Source organism: Actinoplanes subtropicus, from assembly GCF_000721705.1.
GTDB classification, from domain to species: domain Bacteria; phylum Actinomycetota; class Actinomycetes; order Mycobacteriales; family Micromonosporaceae; genus Actinoplanes; species Actinoplanes subtropicus.
Genome location: NZ_JOJL01000011.1, coordinates 273,587 through 289,972, shown reverse-complemented (window position 1 = coordinate 289,972; position 16,386 = coordinate 273,587). Strand labels below are relative to the sequence as shown.

The following is a 16,386-nucleotide window of genomic DNA, read 5'->3' as shown; positions in this document are numbered from 1 at the left end:
GGTCTACGGATGCCCACCGCGTCCAGGGGCAAACTCCCCGGCCTCCATGGCGATGATCGCCCCGGACGGCTCCCCCACGCTCGCCAGCGGGCTGCAGACCACCCGCACGCTGACCGGCCGGCCCCGCCGGTTCACCGCTTGGAGGACGAGTTCGTCGGTGGCCGCGTCGCCGGACAGCGCTCGGCGCACCAGCGGGCGGTGCCGGTCGACCGGCAGGCCGATGTCGAGGTTGAGCAGCGCGCCGCCCTCGGCGCGCAGGTAGTCCCAGGCCTCGGAGTCGCGGAAGAAGGCGGTCACGTTGATCAGGATGGTGTTGAACAGCGCGGTGAACTCGTCCTGGTGGACCTCCAGGTAGTCCTGGTACTCCGGGTAGCCCTCGATCTGCACCTGGCCATCCGGCGGTCGACCCGGCGCACCAGGCTGGACCGTTCGTACCCGGTGAAGTCGAAGCCGCGCACCTCCTTGACATGCAGAAGGAGGTCCTCGAACTGCCCGTCCACCGCCTCCACGGCCGTCACCGTACCTCAGCGCTTGCTCGGCGTGGCTCGCCGTGCTCGCGGCGAGCCGGGTGAGCAGATCGCGAATCAGCCGTCCGGCGTGCTCCGCGTCCTCGGCCATCCGGGTGAACCGGGCGCGGCCGGGGCGCTCGCGGTCGGCCATCCGGCGGCTGAGCGCCGATTTCTCCTCCAGCGCGCGCAGCGCCGTCCACAGCGCGCCCTCGGTCGCCACCGCCTGCTCCTCGAGCACCACCGCGATCACCCGCGGCCCCGGCCGCGCGGGCGGCCGAGCGGAACAGCGGGTCGACCGCCGGGCGGTGCCCGTTCTCCGACGGGCCGCGGCTGAGCCGAACCCGGTGGTCGAGCACGAGCAGGTGCCGGCCGGGCGGCGCCACATAGATGCGCCCCGGCAGCAGCGGCTCGCCGTCGAAGGCGGTGCGCGCGGGGAGCGGGCCGGAGCGGTCGAGGATACGCGGGAGGGCAGTCGGGGAATCCGGCGGCACGTGCAGCACCACCAGGATCGACGCGGCGAAGGCGGCTGGCAGGCCGCCCACCATGGCCCGGAGCGCCTCGACCCCACCGGCCGAGGCACCCACCACGACCACGTCGCGATGCGCCACGACCTAGCCTACCTCCAGCGGGGCGCCGGACTCGTCGCGCCGCAGCCGCTCCCACGGGATCTCGACGGCGTTGCGCCGCCAGGCCCGCCGGGCCAGCTGTTCCAGCAGCCACGGCCCGCGCATCTCGTCCCGTTCGTAGCCCAGCAGCCGCCCCCAGCGACCGCGCACGACCATCACCGCGGTGATCCGGTTGCGGTCGTCGACGACCAGGTCGGCGATCCGGCCCAGCGGCTCGCCGCCGGTGTCCGCGACCGTCCGGCCGAGCAGGTCGCTCGCCCGTCCCCTAGGCATCGCCCGCCCCCGGGATCCGCCCGATCAGGTGAGTGGCCAGCCAGCCCTCCAGCGGCGGGTCGGGCAGCAGTTCCCGGGCCACCGACAGGGACACCGCGCTGGTGACCTCCGCGACCAGGTCGTAGCCGATCCGGATCGGCGGCTGGTCGGGCGGCTCGGACATCCGCCGGGCCACCGCCGAGATCCACCGGCCGAGCCGGCCGCCGATCCGCTCGCCGAGCGCCTGCTGGCCGGCCAGCAGCCCGGTCACGTACGCGTCGCCGCGCTCGTCGTACTCCAGCTCGACGTCGTCCACCTTGCCGACCGGCTCGGCGTCCCGGTCGACGATCTGCCGGTCCAGCAGGTCGAAGCCGATGAGCATGTCAGCCGCCTCCCATCCGCGTGATGATCATCAAGGGCACCGCCGCGACCGCCGCGAGCACCACCACGATCAGGTACGTCACCCCCAGCACGTTGGCGAACCGCCCGTTGGCCCGGTCGCCGAGATAGCCGCGGTCGTTGGCCACCACCAGGATCGGCAGGTAGGTCAGCGGCAGCGCGACCGCGCTGAACAGCAGCGTGTACTCGGTGAGCTGGATCGGGTCGATCGTGGTGAACAGCACCGCCACCCCGACCAGGATGCCGATGATGACCACGGTGTGGAACCGGGCGGCCTCCCGCGGCCGGCGCAGCTTGCCCCAGTTCCAGCCCAGGTACTGCGCCACCGTGTAGCCGGTGGACAGCGCGGTCTCCATCGCCGCGCCGAAGGTGGCCGCGAAGAACCCGAGGATCGCCACCGCCATCCCGATCTTGCCGAACGCGATCGCGGCCGGCATCGCCGCCTGCGACAGCGTGTCCACCGAGGCGCCCAGCGGCTGGAACACCGCTGCCGAGGTGAGCATCAGGGCGAAGGCGAGCAGCCCGCCGAGCGGAAAGCCGACGAAGACGTTCACCCGCGAGGTGAGCAGGTCCTTGCGCGACCATCGCTCCTCCACCGCGCCCGAGGAGAAGAAGAAGACCTCGTACGGCGTGAGCGCCGACGCGAACAGCGCCACCGCGAAGAACCAATAGGTACCCCAGTCCTCCCCCGGCGGCGGCCCCGGATGCCACAACTCCGCCGGACTCACCCCGAGCCTGAAGAACGCGATCACGAACACCACCAGGGCCAGCCCGGTCAGCCCGAACACGTTCTCCAGCACGGTGAACTTGGCCCGCCACAGCACCACCCAGAGCACGAACGCGACCAGCGGCACCCACAGCAGGTAGCTGACGCTGGTGGCCAGCTGCAGCGCCAGCCCGACGCCCCCGATCTCCGCGCCCAGCGTCAGCACGGTGACCAGCAGCGAGCCGCCCAGATTGGCCAGCGCCACCCGCGGTCCGAGCCGCTCGCGCACCAGGTCGAAGACCGGACGCCCGCTCACCGCACTGACCCGCCCGCTCATTTCCGCGTACGCGCAGATCCCCACCACCCCGACCAGCAGCACCCAGGCGTGCGCGATCCCGAACCGCGCACCCGCCTCGGCGTTGGCCACGATGTCGCCGATGTCGACGAACCCGCCGATAGCGGTCAGGATCCCGAGGGCGATCGACAAGAGGCGTTTCATTGCCCGTACGCCTTGAGAAAGTCGTCAAGCTTGCCCGCGAGCTCGTCCAACCGGTGCACCCCGTCCCGCAGCGCCGCATCGTCCGGCGCCTCGGCGGTGTCCCCGAGCGCCACCACGGCCGAGGCCAGCAGCGGACTGAGCCGATCCCGCAGCCCCGCCGACCGCTGATCGGGCGGCCCTTGGCTCGCGAACTTCTTCTGCGCCCCGGCCAGCGCCTTGGCCGCGTCGTCGAACGACGTCCGCGCGAATAGCTGGGTCACGTTCCCGGCCAGCTCCTGCTCCCCGGTCAGCCGCCCGGTCTGCGCCGCGTCGTGCGCCGACCCGGCCACCTGGACCATGGTCCGCTCGTACGCCCGATAGCCGGCAGGCTTCGAAACGTCGTACGCGAACCCACCCCACAGCACCAGCACGGCGGCCCCCGCGATCGCGACCCTGCCTTTTCCGTTCACGCCACGCCGTATACCCCGTTCCCGCAACTTTCGATCACGCCTTGACGGCATCAACGGACATCGATTAGACAGGGCCGGTTGGGGGACTTCAGGGAGGGTCGATGATCCAGGCGTTGCTGAAACGAACACTCGTCGTCGCGCTCGCGGTGGTCACGCTCGGCGCCGGCGGGGCCGCTCCGGCGTGGGCGGCGGGGGCCGGCTCGCCGGGGCCTACCAGTGGGCCGTGCGCGTACACGCCGACGCCGGACGAGCCTGCCGCGCGGCCGGTGCCGCTGCCGCGCGACCCGGCGCCCACGCCCAGCCGGGGCTACGTCCGGGTGCTGCTGCGTACCAACCTCGGGCCGATCCCGCTGCGGCTCGACCGGGCGGAGGCGCCGTGCACGGTGCAGAGCTTCCTGCACCTTGTCCGGCACCGGTTCTACGACCGGACGATCTGTCACCGGCTCACCGCCTATCCGACGCTGAGCGTGCTGCAGTGCGGTGACCCCACCGGTACCGGCGAGGGTGGCCCGGGCTATCAGTTCAAGGACGAGCTGCCGACCAACCTGCCGCCCGCGCCGACCGACCCGACCGGCGTCCGGCGCGTGTACGCCCGCGGGGTGCTGGCCATGGCCAACGCCGGACCGGACACCAACGGGAGCCAGTTCTTCCTGGTCTACGCCAACTCCGCGCTGCGGCCGAACTACACCATCTTCGGCACGGTGGAGCCGGCGGGATTGCGGACGCTCGACCGCGTCGCCGCCGGCGGGGTGCAGCCCACCCCGGACGACCCGGCGCCGGTCGACGGGCCGCCCGCCTTGCGTACCGAGATCGTCAAGGCCGGCACCTGCTGAAAGCGACGGCCGTGAGCGGCGGCAGTGAGGGTGGGCCGACGCCCGGGCCGGCCTGCCCGCGTTGCAGTCTCCGCCCGGATGCGGGCGGCAAAGGGCCGGGACGGCACCCAGCTCGCCCGGCCGAGGCGGGACCCGGCCGACCCGTACGGTAGCGGGAATTTGATCTGGTTATTTGCGCCGGTGAATCGGGTACGAGCTGGGTATGGCCGGCGGAAGTTACCGTACGGTGATCGTTGCGGTGGCTGCCAACCTCGCGATCGCCCTGGCGAAGATCGTGGCGGCGGTGCTGACCGGGTCGGCGTCGATGTGGGCGGAGGCGTTGCACTCGGTCGCCGACACCGGGAACGAGGTGCTGCTCTTCGTCGGGCTGCGGAAGTCGACCAAGGGGCCGGACCCGTCCCGGCCGTTCGGCTACGGGCAGGAGCGGTACTTCTGGGCCTTCCTCGCCGCGCTCGGCATCTTCCTGATCGGCGGCACGCTCTCGATCGGTGAGGGCGTGCGCAGCCTGCTGGTCCCCGAGCCGGTCGAGTCACAGTGGATCGGGATCGGCGTGCTGCTGGTCGCCGCCGGCTTCGAGGGCTACTCCTGGCACACCGCCCGCAAGCAGCTCAAGCAGGAGTCCCGGCGGCGCAGCCGGTCGATGCGGCAGCATCTGGTCCGCGCCTCCGACCCGAGCGCCACCACCGTCTTCCTGGAAGACACCGCGGCGCTGATCGGCATCGCCCTCGCGTTGGCCGGGCTGGTCCTGCACGCGGTGACCGGCTGGGCGGCCTGGGACGCGATCGGCAGCATCGCGATCGGCATTCTGCTGATCGGGGTGGCGATCCTGCTCGCCCGCAAGTCGAAGGGGCTGCTGCTCGAGGCGTCCGCGCCGGAGGACGTGGTCGAGCCGATCCGGCGGCGGGTGGCGGAGACCGACTGGGTCGGCGAGCCCACCACCGTGAACGCCGTCTACGTCGGGCCGTCGAGCCTGCTGGTCAACGTCCTGGTGACGCCGGCGCTCGACGGGGTTTCGGCCGGCGCGCTGATCGAGAGGGTCGACCGGCTCCGTGCGGAGCTCCAGGCCGACCCCTCGATCGCGCAGGTCACCGTGACGGTCACCGCTTCCTGAGCCCGACGGCCGCCAGGGTGAGAGCCGCGGCCCCGGCCACGCCCAGCAGGCCGTGATGCTGCGACGCCCACACCTGCACGCTGCGGTCCTTGGACTTCGCGTCGAACTCGCCGTGCGCGCCGAAGTCGTGGCCGTCCTCGTCGTCCTCGGCGCGCCACAGGTTGCCCGGGTCGTGGGGATCGTGCGGCTGATCGGTCTGCTGGGACTGGAAACCGGTGCGGGCCAGGTAGCGGTCCAGGACGGCTGGCGCCACCGCGTTGGCCAGCAGGGTGCCGGCCGTGGAGGCGCCCACCCAGTATTCGCGCCGGCCGGGGTGGTCCGACGCGTACACGATCGCCCTGGCCGCGACCTCGGGCTGATAGATCGGCGGAACCGGCTGGGCGTGCCGACTCAGCCGGGAGCGCAGCCAGGTGAACTGGGGCGTGTTGACGGCCGGCAGCTGCACCATGGTGGTCCGCACGCCGCTGTGCTCGTGCAGCAGTTCGCAGCGCAGCGCCTCGTTGAAGCCCTGGATCGCGTGCTTGGCCCCGCAGTACGCGGTCTGCAGCGGGATGCCGCGGTAGGCCAGCGCCGAGCCGACCTGCACGATCGTCCCGCGGTCGCGCGGCTTCATCCTGGTCAGCGCCGCGTGCGTGCCGTGCACGTAGCCGAGGTAGCTGACCTCGGTGACCCGCCGGAACTCGCTGGGCTTGATCTGGTCGAACGGCGCGAAGACCGAGGAGAACGCGACGTTGACCCAGATGTCGATCGGGCCCAGTTCGCTCTCCGCCTTGGCCGCCGCGGCGTCGACCGCGTCGTAGTCGGCGACGTCGGCGGGCAGCGGCAGCGCCCGGCCGCCCGCCCCGGTGATCTCCTCGGCGGCGGCCTCCAGGCCCTTCTCGCCGCGGGCCACGAGGGCGACCCGGTCGCCGCGCGCGCCGAACCGGCGGGCCACCGCCCGGCCGACGCCGCCGCTCGCCCCGGTCACCACCACGACTCGTGGATCGGACATGATGTTTCCTCCCTCATCGGCTCGATGTCCGAGACGTACCCGCGGCCGGCCCACCGAACACCCGGATCGGCCCACGGGACGGCCCGGGTGTGCCTAGGCTCGGGCTGTGTTGTCGGAGAGCGCCCGGCCGGTCGTCAAAGCCACGCTGTCGCTGGTGGCCGGCCACATCGAGGAGATCGCCGCCCGGTTCTACGCGCACATGTTCGCCGCGCACCCGGAACTGCGGGACGGCCTGTTCAACCGGGGCAACCAGCGGGCGGGCTCGCAGCCCAAGGCACTGGCCGGCGCGGTCGCCGTGTTCGCGTCGGCGCTGCTGGCCGACCCGCCGCAGCTGCCCGACCGGCTGCTCACCCGGATCGCGCACAAGCACGCCTCGCTCGGGCTGCGCCCGGACCAGTACGAGATCGTCCGGGACCACCTGATGTGGGCGATCGGCGACGTGCTCGGCGACGCGGTCACCCCGGCGGTCGCCGCGGCCTGGGAGGAGGTCTACTGGCTGATGGCGTACGCGCTGATCCACCAGGAACGCGGCCTCTACAGCGCCCGGGGCGTCACCGCCGAGCGGGTCTGGCGGCGCTGGCGGGTGGCGAGCAAGGTGCGGGAGACCGACGACGTGGTCCTGTTCGTGATGCGCCGGATGGACGACCGCTCGGTGCGCACGTCGCTCCCCGGCCAGTACGTCAGCGTCCTGGTCCGGATGCCCGACGGGATCCGCCAGCCCCGCCAGTTCAGCCTGGTGCGCGCCGACGACGGCGAGCACCGGTACTTCGCGGTCAAGCGCACCCCGGGCGGCGAGGTGTCGAACCTGCTGCACGACGACATCCAGCCGGGCGACGAGCTGACCATGAGCGTCCCGTACGGCGATGTGGTCCTCGACGACGCCGGCCGCCCGGTGGTCTTCGCCAGCGCCGGCATCGGCGTCGCCCCGATGGCCGGCATGGTGTCCCACCTGGTCGCGGCCGGCTCCCACCTGGACGTCACGGTGCTGCACGCGGACGGCGAGGAGTCCGCGTTCCCGCTCCGCCGCCAGATCGTCGACGACCTGGCCCACCTGCCCAAGTCCCACCTGTACCTGTGGTACGAGAACGGCCCGGAGAGCGACCTGCCGGCCGACGGCGTCTTCGAGGGCACGATGGACCTGAGCCACGTCGACCTGCCGGAGGACGCGCTCTACTACCTGTGCGGACCCCTGCCGTTCCTGCAGTCGGTGCGCAGCGCGCTGATCGGCCGCGGCGTGGTCCCGGCCGACATCCAGTACGAGGTGTTCGGCCCCGACCTGTGGCAGGCCGACCGGGAATGACCCGGCGACGTTAGATCCACGCCCGATGGGGTACGCCGCCCCGGCATGACCCCTGAGACTGGCGACGTCACCGTAGTCGTGGTGTCCCACAACCGGCCCGACCGGCTGCGGGAGACCCTCCCCCGGCACCGCGCTCCCGTCATCGTGGTGGACAACGGTTCCGACCAGCCGCTCGGCGCCGACGGGGCGCGCCTGATCCGGCTCGACGACAACCTGGGCGCGGCCGCCCGCAACATCGGCGTCGAGCGGGCGGACACCCCGTTCGTGGCGTTCGCCGACGACGACTCGTACTGGGCGCCCGGCTCGCTGGCCCGCGCCGCCGAACTGCTGCACGCGCACTCCCGGACCGCCGTGCTCACCGCCCAGGTGCGGGTCGGCGCGGCCGGTCGCCTCGACCCGGTCTCGGCCGGAATGGCCACCGCGCCGCTCGGCAATCCCCCGGGCAGCCCCGGCCCGTCCGTGCTGGGCTTCCTCTCCTGTGCCGTCGTGGTGCGGCGGGAAGCGTTCCTCGCGGTCGGCGGTTTCCAGCCAAGGCTCTTCCTGTACGGCGAGGAAGCCCTGCTGGCGATGGACCTGGCCGCGGCCGGCTGGCGCCTCAGCTACGCCCCCGACCTGGTGGTCCGGCACTTCCCGGAACAGGCCGGCCGGGACCCGCGGGCGCGGCGCCGCCGGGAGACCCGCAACCGGGTGCTGACCGCGCTGCTGCGCCGGCCACCGCAGCAGGTGGCCGGCGCGTTCGCGGCCGCGCTGCGCAGCGACCCGGTCGCGGTCGCCGGCCTGCTCGGCGATCTCCCGTGGGCGCTGCGCCGCCGCCGCTCCCTGCCGTACGAGGTGGAGACCGCGCTGCGCCTGCTCGGCAACTGAGTTACCTGGTGGCGCGTTGCGTGATCAGGTCCTTGACCCGGTCCACCAGGCCGACACCAGGGCCGGCGATCTTGTGGAACAGCTCGCTGTGCGGCGCGCTCGGGTGCGGCCGGGTCGGTGCCAGCTTCTTGGCCCGCTCGACCTTCGCGGCCATCGCCACCAGCTCGTCGTGCGGGATGCGCTGGCGCAGCTCGGGGAACTGCTCGGACTCCTCGTCCTGGATGTGGTCGGCGAGCATCGTCTCCAGCCGGCGCAGCGTCCCGTCGAACTTCGGGTCGTTCACCTCGAGCCCTTCGAGGTCCTTCATGGCCTCCTCGAGCTCCTGGTGCTCCTCGGTGTCGTGGGCGACGGCCTTCTCGCCGTCGGGCAGGTGCTTGCGCATGGCCGGGTAGACGTACATCTCCTCGGCCACGGCGTGCCGGACCAGCTCGCTGATCGCGGTGTCGGTCAGGTCACGGCGCATCATCGGGTCACGGATCGTCCAGATCTCACCGATCAGCGCGGTGACGTCACGGTGGTCGGCGGTGAGGACGTCGACCACGTCGGGGGTTGCGGTGTCAGTCATGGCTCCTGGCGTACCCCTTCTGACATGTCGTATGCACGGCAACACCGATGCCGGAACGCCTCGAACGGTGTCAGCCTCGGCTGTCCCGATCGGGCACGAGGGGAGCAAACGTCATGGTCGCAACCACCGGCGAACACGCGCTGGTGCTGGGCGGGAGCATCGGCGGCCTGCTGGCCGCGCGGGTGCTGGCCGACCGCTACACCACCGTCACCATCATCGAAAAAGACCATTTACCCGGCACGGGGGTGCCGCGCCGGGGCGTACCGCACGGGCACCACGTGCACGCCATGCTGCCCCGCGGTCTGCAGGTCATCGAGGACCTGCTGCCGGGCTTCACCGCGCGGGTGACCGCCGCCGGCGGGCTGACCGGCGACATCCTGGCCAACGTCCGCTGGAACCTCAACGGGCTGGCGCTGCGCCGGAAGGTGGCCGGCCTGACCGCCCTGTCGGCGAGCCGGCCGCTGCTGGAGGGCACGGTCCGCGAACAGGTGCGGGCACTGCCGAACGTCAAAATCCTTGAGGCGTACGACGTGACCGGGCTCCGCACGTCGGAGGGCCGGGACCGGATCACCGGCGCGGCCGTGGCCCGCCGGGACGGCTCGGGCGCGTCCGTGCTGGCGGCCGATCTGGTCGTCGACGCCACCGGCCGCGGTTCCCGGACACCGCGGTGGCTGGCCGAGCTGGGCTACGAGTCGCCGTCGGCCGACCGGGTCGGCATCGACCTGGCGTACAGCTCGTGCCTGGTCACGGCCCCCGGCGAGCTGATGGGCGACGACCTGGTGGTGGTCACCGCCCGCTACCCCGGCCAGCTGCGCAGCTCGGTGATGCAGCGGCTGGAGGGCGGCCGGATCCTCCTCACGCTCGCCGGGGTGCGCGGCGAACGGCCGCCGCTCGCCTACGACGAACTCCCGGCGTACGCGCGGACCCTCGCCACGGCCGACACCTACGACCTCCTCCGCGCCGCGAAACCGCTCGGCGCACCGGTGGCGTTCCGCTTCCCGGCGTACGTGCGATACCGCTACGACCAGCTGCGCCGGCTGCCCGCCGGCCTGCTCGTCACCGGCGACGCGACCTGCGGCTTCAACCCGGTGTACGGCCAGGGCATGTCCGTCGCCGCGATGAACGCCGCCGCCCTGGCCGAGGAGCTGAGCCACGGCGCCGAACCCGACCCGTACCGCTACTTCCAGGCCGTCGCCCGCGCCCTGGAGGCGCCCTGGCGGATGGCCGTCGGCGCCGACCTGGCCCTGCCCGGGGTGACCGGCCCGGCCCTGCCCGACTCGCCGCTCACCCCCGACTACCTGCGCCGGCTGCAGCTGGCGGCCACCGAGGACGCCGAGGTCGCCGCGGCCCTGGTGCGGGTGACCAGCCTCGTCGAGCCGCCGCCGACGCTGCTGCGGCCGGAGATCGTCGCACGCGTCGAGCGGTTCTCCCCGATCCAGGCGATCCTAGGTGGATGAGATATCGAACCCTGGGCGGCACCGGCACCGTCGTGTCGACCCTGTGCCTGGGCACCATGACCTTCGGCAAGGAGAGCAGCGAGGAGGTGTCGCACGCCCAGCTCGACCGCTTCGTCGAGGCCGGCGGCAACTTCGTCGACACCGCGAACGTCTACTCCCGCGGCGTCTCCGAGGAGGCCATCGGCCGCTGGCTGGCGGCCCGGTCCGGCGTACGGGACCGGCTCGTCATCGCCACCAAGGGCCGCTTCCCGATGGCCGACGACCCGAACTCGGCCGGGCTGAGCCGGGTGAACCTGACCCGCGCGCTCGACGCCAGCCTGCGCCGCCTCGGCGTCGAGACGATCGACCTCTACCAGGCGCACGCCTGGGACCCGCTGACCCCGATCGAGGAGACGCTCGCGTTCTTCGACGACGCGGTCCACGCCGGCAAGATCCGGTACGCCGGGGTCAGCAACTTCCTCGGCTGGCAGCTGCAGAAGGCGGCGCTGATCACCCAGTTCCGCGGCCTCGCCCCGATCGTCACCCTGCAGCCGCAGTACAACCTGCTGGTCCGCGAGATCGAGTTCGAGCTCGTCGACGTGTGCCGCAACGAGAACATCGGCATCCTGCCCTGGTCCCCGCTGGGCGGTGGCTGGCTGACCGGCAAGTACACCCGCGACCACGAACCCACCGGCGCCACCCGCCTCGGCGAGGATCCGGCACGCGGCATGGAGGCGTACGGCCCGCGCAACTCCGACAGTCGCACGTGGCGCGTCCTCGACGCCGTCCGCCGCGTCGCGGACGAGAGCGGCGTGTCGATGTCGCAGGTGTCGCTGGCCTGGCTGGCGGACCGTCCGGCGGTCACCTCGGTGATCCTGGGCGCCCGTACGCTCGAACAGCTCGACGACAATCTGGGCGTCGCCGACCTGCAGCTGTCGGAGAAGCAGACGGAGCTGCTCACCGAGGCCAGCACGCCGGCGGTGGGCGAGTACCCGTACGGCCCGCAGGGCATCGCCCAGCGTGACCGCCGCTACGCGTGAAACATTTGCTGAGCCTCGGCCTGACTCACCCGCCAGATCGTGGCCATGCCTTTAGCGCCGAATTTGCGCCGTACCCGGCGCTGCCCGATGACGAACAGGATCAACAGGACGAACCACATAAGAAGCGGAATGCCCTTGCCACCGAAGACGGATAGGAACGAGATGGGCAGAACGAGCCCGATCAGGTAGATCACGAAGACGATCTGGAGGACCGGCGACAGCATAATTTTGAAGACCTGCCGATCGTTCACATTCTGCTGCCGGGTGGTGTGGTTGAGGACCGCGAAGGTGAAAGCGCTCTGTCCCTTGTACGCGGTCCAGAAGCTCGCGATCTGGCCGCGAAAGGCAGTGACGTTGAAGTTGAGGACCTGAACGGTGTGGCTCCGCCCGTCGGCCAGCCTCAGGTTCAGGGTGTCGTACACGTCGATCTTGACCTGGGTCCGGGACGACGGGTAGGAGCTGCCCGGGAAGTAGCCGTACTCGGTGATGACAGTGGTGTCCGTGTCTCGCCGCGACGCCAGCACCTCGCCGGTGACGTGGCCGAGGCGCCACCCCCGGCGCAGCCCGGTGGCGGTGCTGTTGACCCGCAGAGGCCGCCAGATCCAGACCACATACCCGATCAGCGGCAGGCAGAGCAAAAGCGCGAAAAACGTCATGGCGACCACCACCGTGGCGCCGGTGAACGTCGACCCCGTCGTATCCGGCACGTCCACGTTCTCCTCCTGAAGGCGCAACCGCATGGAATGGAAAATGGTCGACCGAACCGTTCTCCACGCTGCAAATCCCCTCAAAACCGCCACCGAGTCGGACGCCCGGCGGGAGCCAGCTTCACATTGTTGCCAGCGCGCGACATCACCCGATCCGCTCTTTGCCACAACTTCTTTCGGCTGGATCAGATCGACCCATTCCACGGAGCACCACCAACTGCCTATCTCGCTCGCCGAATGCGACGCGGGCGGGACCGGACGCCGGCGACCCCTCCGGGAACAGTTAACAAACCTTGACATTCGGCCGGTCGTCGACTCTCATCGATGCATGCGTAGACGGAGAGGCCTGGCGGTCGGCGCCGGGTGCGTGACGGCCGCCGTGGTGGCGGTGTTCGCGGTGGTCCTGCCGGCCAGCGCCGGCGCGAATCCGGTCGGCGATCCGGGCTTCGAGTCCGGCCTGGCGGGGTGGTCGTGCGGCGGTGCGGCGAGCGCCGCGACGGGCACGGTGCATTCCGGCACGTACGCGCTGAAAGCGACGCCCAGCAGCGGCGACACGGCGCAGTGCAGCCAGTCCGTGGCGGTGACGCCGAATACGGCGTACACGCTGACGGCGTGGGTCAACGGCAGTTACGTGTACGTGGGTGCTTCCGGCGCGAGCATCTGGACGCCGTCCACGGGCGGGGCGTTCCAGCAGCTCAGCACGTCCTTCACGACGTCGTCCTCGACCACCAGCGTCACCGTGTTCGTGCACGGCTGGTACGGGCAGCCGACGTATTACGCGGACGACTTCGCCCTGACGGCCGGCTCGGGCAGCGGCACCACGACAACGCCCACCACCGTTCCGACGACGGCCCCGACCACGCCGCACACGACCGCGCCGACCACACCGCCGACCACCGCCCCGCCAACCACCGTTCCGACGACGCCGCCCACGACCGCGCCGCCGACCACCGCTCCGACCACGCCGCCGACCACCGGGACCGGGCCCGGTGCGAGCCTCCCGGCCTGCCCGTTCTGGTCGACCGTCACGCCGCCGGCCCGGGTCGTCGGGCCCAGCCACGACTCGGTCAGCCAGGGGCCGCGGATCAGTCTGAGCGGCCGGCTCCCCGCCCCTGCCACGGTGACCGGCTCGCTGACCGGTTCCAGCGTGACGATCGCGTTCAGCCGGGTGACCGGCGCCGCGGCGTACCGGGTGTGGCGCAACAGCCAGTCAGTCGGCTGGATCGACGACTGGGGGCAGGCCAGCCTCTCCGTGACTGACACCGCGCCATGCCGTAACGCGCATTACACGGTGGTGGCACTGCGCTCGGATGGGAGCGATGCCTCCACCGGCGCGCTGTCGCAGCCGTATATCCTCGCCGACAGCGGAGTGGTCCAGCCGTACGCGATTCCGGCCGGAACCAAGTTCCAGTACGAGATCACCTCGTACAACGATCTCGGCCAGACGGCGAGTGGCTACCACGCGGCGCTGGGCATCTGCGCCGTCGACACCCGCTACATCCCGTGGGGAACGCGCCTGAAGGTGGACGGGTACGGGTACTGCTACGCGGCCGACATCGGCACCTGGATCCAGGGCCAGATCGTGGACGTGTGGTTGCCCGGCGCCGAGGCGGACAACTGGGGCGTACAGATGAGGACGATCACCATCGAGTAGAACGGTCGCCACCATGCCGCCCGCCGGCAGCATGGTGGCGATCGTCTTCAGCTTGGACGACTGCTAGAGACCCATGCTCGAGCCGAGGCTGTTCAGCGCCTTGGAGACCAGGGCCTGGGCGTTGTCGCTCAGCTTGGAGTTGCTGCCGTTCACGACCCAGGACGAGCCGGAGAAGATCACCACGGTCACGCCGTTGTCCACGCCGCCGGTGGTGCCGCTGCTGGGGATGCCGAGCAGCGAGGCCGACTTCACCGAAGCCTCGCCCAGCTCGCGGGAGTCGTTGTCCGAGGTGGTCTGGTCGTTCCCGGTCTGCGTGTCACCGAAGATCGCGCCGATGCACTTGCTCTTGTAGAACATCAGGGCGAACTGCCGGCCCTTGATGTTGTGCTCCTTGTAGAAGAAGTGCGGGCAGGGCGACTTGCGATCCCAGCAGTCGTCACCCAGCACGTAGAACGGCACGTGGTGGGCGGCCAGCTGCTTGCCGTTGCTGTCCTGGAACGTCGTCTCGCCCTGGTGATCGGGATCGGGATCCGGGTCGCTGCCGTCATCGTCGACGGCGAGACTCGAGGTGTAGGCATAGACGCCGGACGCCACCTGGTACACGTTCACGTTCTTGGCCCGCGTCATGGTGTTGATGTGCGGCTTGGAGTTGACCTTCTTCGAGCTCGTCATGTTCTTCTTGACGCCGGCCAGCACCTCGGCGGCCGTGTAAGACGCGGCGGCGGGAGCGGCCGCCGCCGCGTCCGTCTTGACCGCGGCCTGCGTCGTGGCCGCGTCGGCGTCCCGCACGGCAAACGGGGCGGCGAGCGCGAGAGCCGCGGCGCCTGCCACAGCTAAGCGCGTGCGGGTACGGGTGGATGACATGGGTGAGGGCCCCCAATCGTTAGTTAGACTTATTAACAGATCGAAGCACCGCGCCCCTCGCCACGAAATCATCTTCAAGAAAATTTAAGATTATCGACAATCCCGACAAGTCGATCTTCGAGCACCCCGATCACCCGTGTTACGCATCCCGATCACGGCAGCGACGGCGACGGCGACGGCAACCACGCCCGGATGCGACATGGTCGGCCGTGCCAAGACCCGCCACACGCAGCCTTCCCGAGACGGGATTTGCCGATGTGCGGGCACCCCCGCCGCTCGGAGGCCGCCGCGGGTAAGCCACGGCCGGGGCGCGCATCAAGCCGTAACCGCCATCGCACGCCACTCGACAGCGCGCCCCAACCTTCGACGATCGACGCCGGACCACCGACCTTGAAGCGCACACGTCCGCCATAAACAGGAAAGCCTCACCCTCGCGCCGAATCCGCGTCCGCGACGCCCGGAATGACGAAAATATGGTGATACCCGACCGCGCGAACGCCAGCATGTGGACGCGAGGCCCACCACACGGGAACATCCAGGCGCCCTCCAGGGCGACATCCATCCGCTTACGAAAATCCTGCCAGAGCCGTGGGCAGCCGTACCGGGACGCGACATCCGTAGCCGTGAGCGCACCCGGCAGCACCTCTCGGATGCACACCGGCGGCCGTGAGCGCGCACGGCCGTCAGTCCTCGGGTGACCAGTCGGTGTTGGCGCCGCACACGATCAGGCAGGGGAGGTCACCGGGGACTCGGCCGGCCAGCCACGCGGCGAACGGGACCGCCGCCGCGGGCTCGACCGCGAGCCGGAAGTGGTCCCACAACAGATCCCGTGCGGTCAGCAGTTCCTCGTCGCTGACCAGCACCGACTCCACCGGCGCCGATCGCAGGATCGCGAACGGCAACGCCCCGACGCGGGTGGCGCCTAGTGCCGATGCCGCGACCGAGTCGACCTCGCCGTCGACCGGCCGGCCCGCGGCCAGGGCGTTCGCGAAGCACTGGCAATTCTCCGGCTCGACCGCGACCGTCACGCGCCGCCCGGCGGCGAGCGCGGTCCCCGCCGCCAGCCCACCCCCGCCGACCGCCACCGCCATCGTGTCCACCTCGGGGGCGTCCTCGAGTACCTCGGCGGCGACCGTCCCCTGCCCGGCGATCACGGCCGGGTCGTCGTAGGCGTGCAGATATCCGCACCCCGGTCGCTCGGCCGCCACCATTGCCGCCGCGGCCGCCTCCGCATACGTAGAGCCATGCCGGATCAGGCGGGCGCCGGCCGCCTCGATTCGCCGGGCCTTCGCGGGCGGCACGGTCACCGGCACGAGGACCGTCGCCGTGCGGCCGAGCAGGCCCGCCGCCGTGGCCACGCCCAGGCCGTGGTTGCCGCCCGAGGCGGTGATCACGTGCTCCGAGCGAGGGCGGGCGAGCAGGGCGTTCACCGCTCCGCGCAGTTTGAACGAGCCGCTCAGCTGCAAATGCTCCAGCTTGAGCAGCACCCGCCGCCCGTCGATCCGGGCATCCAGCAGGGGCGTGCGCCGAACGTACGGCCGAATTCTCTCCGCCGCCGCGGCGATGTCGATCGGTTCCATG

General features: G+C 71.2%; 17 protein-coding genes and 1 pseudogene. 7 read left to right on the top strand and 11 right to left on the bottom strand.

The genetic code is table 11. The features are described from left to right. Positions 1 to 3 precede the first annotated feature (3 nt). The 6 genes and pseudogenes from IH26_RS64505 to IH26_RS0117820 form a co-directional block, all read right to left on the bottom strand. Positions 4 to 750 carry a hypothetical protein gene (locus IH26_RS64505; RefSeq protein WP_425394386.1) on the bottom strand — a complete coding sequence of 249 codons (747 nt, stop codon included), beginning with the start codon at positions 748 to 750 and terminating at the stop codon, positions 4 to 6. A 76-nt stretch (positions 751 to 826) separates the two neighbouring features. Continuing rightward, a pseudogene (locus tag IH26_RS64500) lies at positions 827 to 1,054 on the bottom strand (chemotaxis protein CheB); the annotation flags it as partial. A 66-nt stretch (positions 1,055 to 1,120) separates the two neighbouring features. Further along, positions 1,121 to 1,408, bottom strand: a complete 288-nt coding sequence (locus tag IH26_RS0117835; protein ID WP_030437332.1) for a PRC-barrel domain-containing protein — start codon at positions 1,406 to 1,408, stop codon at positions 1,121 to 1,123. Further along, the gene (locus IH26_RS0117830) at positions 1,401 to 1,769 is read right to left on the bottom strand and encodes a hypothetical protein (RefSeq protein ID WP_030437331.1); all 369 of its coding nucleotides are present in this window, start codon (positions 1,767 to 1,769) and stop codon (positions 1,401 to 1,403) included. Before IH26_RS0117830 ends, IH26_RS0117835 begins: the two co-directional genes overlap by 8 nt. Before the next feature lies 1 nt (position 1,770). Next, positions 1,771 to 2,991 (bottom strand): NRAMP family divalent metal transporter, encoded by a 1,221-nt coding sequence (locus tag IH26_RS0117825; RefSeq protein WP_030437330.1) that lies wholly within the window; start codon positions 2,989 to 2,991, stop codon positions 1,771 to 1,773. Beyond that, a complete protein-coding gene (locus IH26_RS0117820) occupies positions 2,988 to 3,440 on the bottom strand; it encodes a hypothetical protein (protein ID WP_030437329.1) in 453 nt (150 codons plus the stop codon). Before IH26_RS0117820 ends, IH26_RS0117825 begins: the two co-directional genes overlap by 4 nt. Before the next feature lie 101 nt (positions 3,441 to 3,541). Between IH26_RS0117820 and IH26_RS0117815 the strand changes: the two genes are divergently transcribed. Both IH26_RS0117815 and IH26_RS0117810 read left to right on the top strand, forming a co-directional pair. Further along, positions 3,542 to 4,273, top strand: coding sequence for a peptidylprolyl isomerase (locus IH26_RS0117815; RefSeq protein ID WP_030437328.1), 732 nt, complete (start codon positions 3,542 to 3,544; stop codon positions 4,271 to 4,273). A gap of 238 nt (positions 4,274 to 4,511) precedes the next feature. Then, a complete protein-coding gene (locus tag IH26_RS0117810) occupies positions 4,512 to 5,384 on the top strand; it encodes a cation diffusion facilitator family transporter (protein ID WP_245665263.1) in 873 nt (290 codons plus the stop codon). Here IH26_RS0117810 and IH26_RS0117805 read toward each other — a convergent pair. Further along, entirely contained in the window at positions 5,371 to 6,375 is a 1,005-nt protein-coding gene (locus IH26_RS0117805) for an SDR family oxidoreductase (protein WP_030437326.1), read from the bottom strand. The genes IH26_RS0117810 and IH26_RS0117805 overlap by 14 nt on opposite strands. Before the next feature lie 106 nt (positions 6,376 to 6,481). Here IH26_RS0117805 and IH26_RS0117800 point away from each other — a divergent pair, with 106 nt between their 5' ends. Further along, positions 6,482 to 7,675, top strand: coding sequence for a globin domain-containing protein (locus IH26_RS0117800; protein ID WP_030437325.1), 1,194 nt, complete (start codon positions 6,482 to 6,484; stop codon positions 7,673 to 7,675). Between the two features lie 45 nt (positions 7,676 to 7,720). Continuing rightward, positions 7,721 to 8,539 (top strand): glycosyltransferase family 2 protein, encoded by an 819-nt coding sequence (locus tag IH26_RS0117795; RefSeq protein WP_030437324.1) that lies wholly within the window; start codon positions 7,721 to 7,723, stop codon positions 8,537 to 8,539. A 1-nt stretch (position 8,540) separates the two neighbouring features. On the opposite strand, the gene IH26_RS0117790 is transcribed toward IH26_RS0117795, so the two are convergent. Further along, positions 8,541 to 9,104, bottom strand: coding sequence for a hemerythrin domain-containing protein (locus IH26_RS0117790; RefSeq protein WP_030437323.1), 564 nt, complete (start codon positions 9,102 to 9,104; stop codon positions 8,541 to 8,543). 113 nt (positions 9,105 to 9,217) lie between these two features. Between IH26_RS0117790 and IH26_RS0117785 the strand changes: the two genes are divergently transcribed. Continuing rightward, complete coding sequence (locus tag IH26_RS0117785) at positions 9,218 to 10,561, top strand: FAD-dependent oxidoreductase (protein ID WP_030437322.1); 1,344 nt, start codon at positions 9,218 to 9,220, stop codon at positions 10,559 to 10,561. Further along, positions 10,558 to 11,580 carry an aldo/keto reductase gene (locus tag IH26_RS0117780; RefSeq protein WP_030437321.1) on the top strand — a complete coding sequence of 341 codons (1,023 nt, stop codon included), beginning with the start codon at positions 10,558 to 10,560 and terminating at the stop codon, positions 11,578 to 11,580. Before IH26_RS0117785 ends, IH26_RS0117780 begins: the two co-directional genes overlap by 4 nt. On the opposite strand, the gene IH26_RS0117775 is transcribed toward IH26_RS0117780, so the two are convergent. Next, positions 11,571 to 12,491: a hypothetical protein gene (locus tag IH26_RS0117775; RefSeq protein WP_157437237.1), complete on the bottom strand. Its 921-nt coding sequence runs from the start codon at positions 12,489 to 12,491 to the stop codon at positions 11,571 to 11,573. The genes IH26_RS0117780 and IH26_RS0117775 overlap by 10 nt on opposite strands. A 124-nt stretch (positions 12,492 to 12,615) precedes the next feature. Between IH26_RS0117775 and IH26_RS55895 the strand changes: the two genes are divergently transcribed. Then, positions 12,616 to 13,941, top strand: a complete 1,326-nt coding sequence (locus IH26_RS55895; RefSeq protein ID WP_084598887.1) for a 3D domain-containing protein — start codon at positions 12,616 to 12,618, stop codon at positions 13,939 to 13,941. Between the two features lie 63 nt (positions 13,942 to 14,004). On the opposite strand, the gene IH26_RS0117760 is transcribed toward IH26_RS55895, so the two are convergent. Both IH26_RS0117760 and IH26_RS0117755 read right to left on the bottom strand, forming a co-directional pair. Beyond that, positions 14,005 to 14,772, bottom strand: a complete 768-nt coding sequence (locus tag IH26_RS0117760; protein ID WP_030437319.1) for a glycoside hydrolase family 75 protein — start codon at positions 14,770 to 14,772, stop codon at positions 14,005 to 14,007. Positions 14,773 to 15,488: 716 nt separating this feature from the next. Beyond that, positions 15,489 to 16,385, bottom strand: coding sequence for a serine/threonine dehydratase (locus IH26_RS0117755; RefSeq protein WP_030437318.1), 897 nt, complete (start codon positions 16,383 to 16,385; stop codon positions 15,489 to 15,491). Between the last annotated feature and the right edge of the window lies 1 nt (position 16,386).